Raw genomic sequence first — 4,169 nt, forward strand, 5'->3', positions numbered from 1 at the left:
CACCGGCACCGCGCCGGGGCCAGCTGGGATCACCCTCCTGGCACAACCTCAGGAAGCTACAAAGGGCGATGGCGGATGGTGACGGGTCATGACGGACCGTTTTCGCGATCAGGACCTCCGCCCGGCGGATACGCCCCCCGTGCCTTCGTCACCGTGAGCCGCGGTGGTTTCGCCATCGGTGGCCGGCGGTTCCGGTTTGCCGGCACCAACAACTACTATCTCCACTACAAGAACCATCACATGGCTGACAGCGTGCTCACGGACGCCAGCTTGATCGGGCTGCGGGTGGTGCGCTGCTGGGGTTTCCTCGATGGCGCTCCCGCCGACGGCACCGTGCTACAGCCGGCGCCCTTCAGCTATGACGAGGATGGTTTCGAGCCTTTGGACCACGCCGTCTTCAGGGCTGGTCAGCTTGGGCTTCGCCTGGTGATCGTGCTGACGAACAACTGGCCTGACTTTGGCGGGATCCCGCAGTACGCCACCTGGTTCTCCGCCGAGCATGACGACTTCTTCCGGCGCCGTGACATCAAGAACTGCTATCGGAGCTGGGTACGACATGTGATCGGCCGGCGGAACCGGTACACCGGGATGCGGTACTGTTCCGATCCGACGATCATGACATGGGAGCTGGCCAACGAGCCCCGCTGCCCGTCCGACACATCCGGTGACACATTGCTCGCCTGGGCGGATGAGATGAGCCGTTACGTCAAGGAGCTGGCTCCCCACCAGCTGGTCGCGGTCGGTGATGAGGGCTTCTATGGCCGTGCCCATGAGCCGTGCTACCCATATTCCGATCACGATGGTGTGGTCTGGCAGCGGCTCATCGCGTTGCCCGCGGTCGACTACGGCACGTTTCACCTTTATCCCCAGCAGTGGGGAGATATGCCCCCCGAATGGGGCATTCGGTGGATTTATGACCATATCCGTGACGCTCGTACGGCGAAGAAGCCGGCGGTGCTCGAGGAGTTCGGATGGAGAGCCGACGAGACCGCCCGTGACGCGATCTATCGGGCCTGGACGGACGCGGTTGAGCGGTTCGACGGCGACGGAGACCACTTCTGGCTCCTTACCGGCCGTAATGCGGACGATACACAATATTCTGACTATGATGGTCTTCGGGTGGTCTATCCGTCAACTACCGCAACACTTCTTGCGGGCCACGCCGGACGAATGTGTCCGTCGGTTGGGCATTTTGGACATGGTTCGGCTGGGGGTCATCCCCGGTAACGGGGTGCCAGGACGACTACCGCGACGGCTGTTCACGGCTGGTGTGGAGGCCAATCCGGCGTGTCCGGCCTAAGGGGCGTATTCTCCAAAGACCGTGATTGGTCTCACGTCCGGGGGAGCCAGGTGACGACAATTGATCAGCTGGCCATGTACCGGGAATCCCCGTTATGGACGCACCCCGCCGAGCCCGAAACGGCTCCGCTGGTCCGGCCACGGGAGCGGCAAGGGACATGGCGGCCTGGTTTCGGTGTGTTCCTGTTCGTCTTTTTGATCTTTTCTGTCTTCGGCTGGTGGACGTGGGAACGCGACCCCGCTTTCGGTTTCCTCGGTGGCGTCGCCACTGTGGTCTGGACGTTGCCCGTCACAGGCACCATCCTGGGCCTGTCAGGCGGCCTGCTGGCGATGGCCCGGATCCGGCGGGACCGCGGACTGCCGCCCACCGCGGCCCTGGTGCACGATCTGCTGGTGGTGGTCGTCCCCACCATCGGCCGGCATGACACCTATCCAGCGCTGGCCCGGGTGGTCAGCTCGTTCTGCCGCTATCTGCCGGCCTACTTCCCGAACCTGCGCGTGGACGTGGTCATCGAGGAGGGCTGCGAGGCCCGCGAACAGATCGTCACGATGGCCGCGGGAAGCCGGTGGATCCGTATTGTCACCGTGCCGCGTGATTACCGCACGCCCAACGGGACCCGTTTCAAAGCCCGAGCAAATCACTACGTCAACGAGCTCCGCGGCGCCGAGGGTGAGGCCCGTAGCGACGTGTGGGTGCTGCACATGGATGACGACACCGGCGTCGGCCCCGACACCGCCGAGGCGGTGGCCCGCTTCATCAACGCACAGTGGCTGGCCGGGGAGAACGCGCGGCATCTCGCCCAAGGCGTTCTCAGCTACCCGCGGGAACACGCGGTGAACCCGCTGCTGTGGCTGGCTGACGCCGTTCGCCCCGGTTGCGACATCAGTATGTTCGCGGCCACCACCGGCCGTGGTATGCCGCGCGCCGGGCTCCACGGGGAACTGCTGCTGGTGCGAGCCTCGGTCGAGGCCGAGATCGGCTGGGACTTCGGCCCGCAGTCCATTGTCGAGGACGCTGAATTCGCGTTGCGTTTCTGCGATCGGTATCCCCGGCGCAGCGACTGGTTCCCCGGCCGTTCCTACGGTGCCTCACCGGCGACTGTCGCCGACTTCATTCGCCAGCGCGAACGTTGGGCCTGGGGCTTGTTCATGCTTTCGGCCAAGCGCACCATCCCGCTGCGCCGCCGGTTACTCTTACTGCACAATGTGGTGATATGGGCCTCCGGGCCTATTCAGCATCTTGGTTTGATCATATTGGTCGGTGCTCTTCTCGGTGACACCGACACCTCGCCGGCCAGCGCTGTGGTCCTGCCGATATGGGCACTGAACATGGCTTACAGCGTCTGGTTGTACTGGGAAGGAATGAAGATCAACGCGCTGGCCTCCGAGCGGCTCCGGCGGCTGCGGTGGGAGCTTCCCTGCCTGCTGTTCCTCATACCGGTGTTCTCCCTGCTGGAGGCGGTGGCGGTATTCCGGGGGCTGGTGCGTTTTCTGCGCAACGGCGAATCAACCTTCACTGTGATCGCGAAGCCGATGTGACCGTCGCTGGTAAGGCGCGCTCGGCGGGAGCGCTGCTTGTCATATTGGTCGGGCTCGCCGCGGTGCCTGGCTGCGCATCCGCACCGGCCGATCGTACGCCCTCGTTCCGGCCGGCCGGCCAGGAGCGCACGGCCGGGAACACGGGCGTTCCAGCCGCCGCCCCGGGGCCTCGGATCTCCTTTCCCTGGCGGCCAGGCCGGCCTGAGCTCGGCGTGCAGGTTTATTGGGACGATAATCCCGATGAATCCGCGCAGATGATCGCCCTCAAGGCGCAGCGGGTCACCGACTACGTCGTCGACCTGGATGCCAACGCGATAAGCGTGTCCTTTCCCTTCTTCACGGACACGGTCCGCTCCAGCACGGTGCACGGCGCCCGGGGCACGCCGGCACCGGAACGGCTCGGTATTCTTCTGGACGAGGCGGCGCGGGCGGGGCTACGGGTCACCCTGCGCCCGACCCTCGATGAGAAGTCGCTGGTCGCGGCCAACCCGCGGGATTGGCGGGGTACGCTCAACCCGGTCAGCAGGGATGCCTGGTTCGCCTCCTACCGCGGTTTTCTCGCGCCTTACCTGGCTCTTGCTGAACAACACCACATCAACGCGGTTGTACTCGGCACCGAACTCAACTCACTGGAGGGTGACCCGCGCTGGGAGAAGTTGGCCGCCTATACCCGGACGGTGTTCACCGGCGAGATCGGCTACGCATTCAACTGGGACGTCTTCACGCACACCCGTGCCCGGATGCCGGTGGATCGCGTTGGTGTGGACGCCTACCCGGAGCTTCCGTTGGGTGACACCGCTTCGGTGGCCGAGCTGACCACCGCCTGGGACAGCTGGCTGGGTCAACGGGCGCCGGGCCCCATGCCGCAGGTGATGCTGTATGAGGTGGGGGCCGCCGCGCAGGCCGGCATCTACCGGCATCCGGCCAATCCGCAGATCGACGGTACGCCGGCGGTTCCGGAACTCCAGCAGCGCTGGTTCATCGCGGCCTGCCGGGTGGCGCGGGCGCGGGCCTTGGCCGGTCTCTACTGGTGGCGGGTGGATTTCCATATTGATCCGGCAGCGGTCGACTCGTCCCGGGATCGCCATGAGTCGTTCATCGGCCGCCCGGCCGAGCAGGCGATCCGGGACTGTTTCTCGGCCTGGGGGGAGGGGCACTGAGCACTTTCCCGTCCCGCGCGGTGACGGGCGTGTCCGGGCTGGCCGTGCTTGCGGTGATGCTACAGAGCTCCGGGGGCTTCCGGGCGGAATTACTCGGCGCCGATCTGGTCCTGGCCTGCTCCGGTTACCTGGCGACCAGGGCTCTCCTGACAGCCGCATACTCTCGGCCGG

General features: G+C 65.6%; 3 protein-coding genes. All 3 read left to right on the forward strand.

The window, feature by feature from the left end; all coding sequences use genetic code 11:
- Nucleotides 1-153: 153 nt before the first annotated feature.
- The 3 genes from MJ783_RS21140 to MJ783_RS21150 all read left to right on the forward strand — a co-directional run bounded on the left by MJ783_RS21140 (nucleotide 154) and on the right by MJ783_RS21150 (nucleotide 3,998).
- On the forward strand, nucleotides 154-1,227 hold the full coding sequence (locus MJ783_RS21140) for a cellulase family glycosylhydrolase (RefSeq protein WP_239313114.1): 1,074 nt from the start codon (nucleotides 154-156) through the stop codon (nucleotides 1,225-1,227).
- A 123-nt stretch (nucleotides 1,228-1,350) separates the two neighbouring features.
- Nucleotides 1,351-2,838: a glycosyltransferase family 2 protein gene (locus MJ783_RS21145; protein WP_239313116.1), complete on the forward strand. Its 1,488-nt coding sequence runs from the start codon at nucleotides 1,351-1,353 to the stop codon at nucleotides 2,836-2,838.
- Nucleotides 2,835-3,998, forward strand: a complete 1,164-nt coding sequence (locus tag MJ783_RS21150) for a hypothetical protein (protein WP_239313118.1) — start codon at nucleotides 2,835-2,837, stop codon at nucleotides 3,996-3,998. Before MJ783_RS21145 ends, MJ783_RS21150 begins: the two co-directional genes overlap by 4 nt.
- Nucleotides 3,999-4,169: the final 171 nt, after the last annotated feature.

The organism is Protofrankia sp. Cj3 (genome assembly GCF_917627355.1).
In the GTDB taxonomy this organism is placed as follows: Bacteria; Actinomycetota; Actinomycetes; order Frankiales; family Frankiaceae; genus Protofrankia.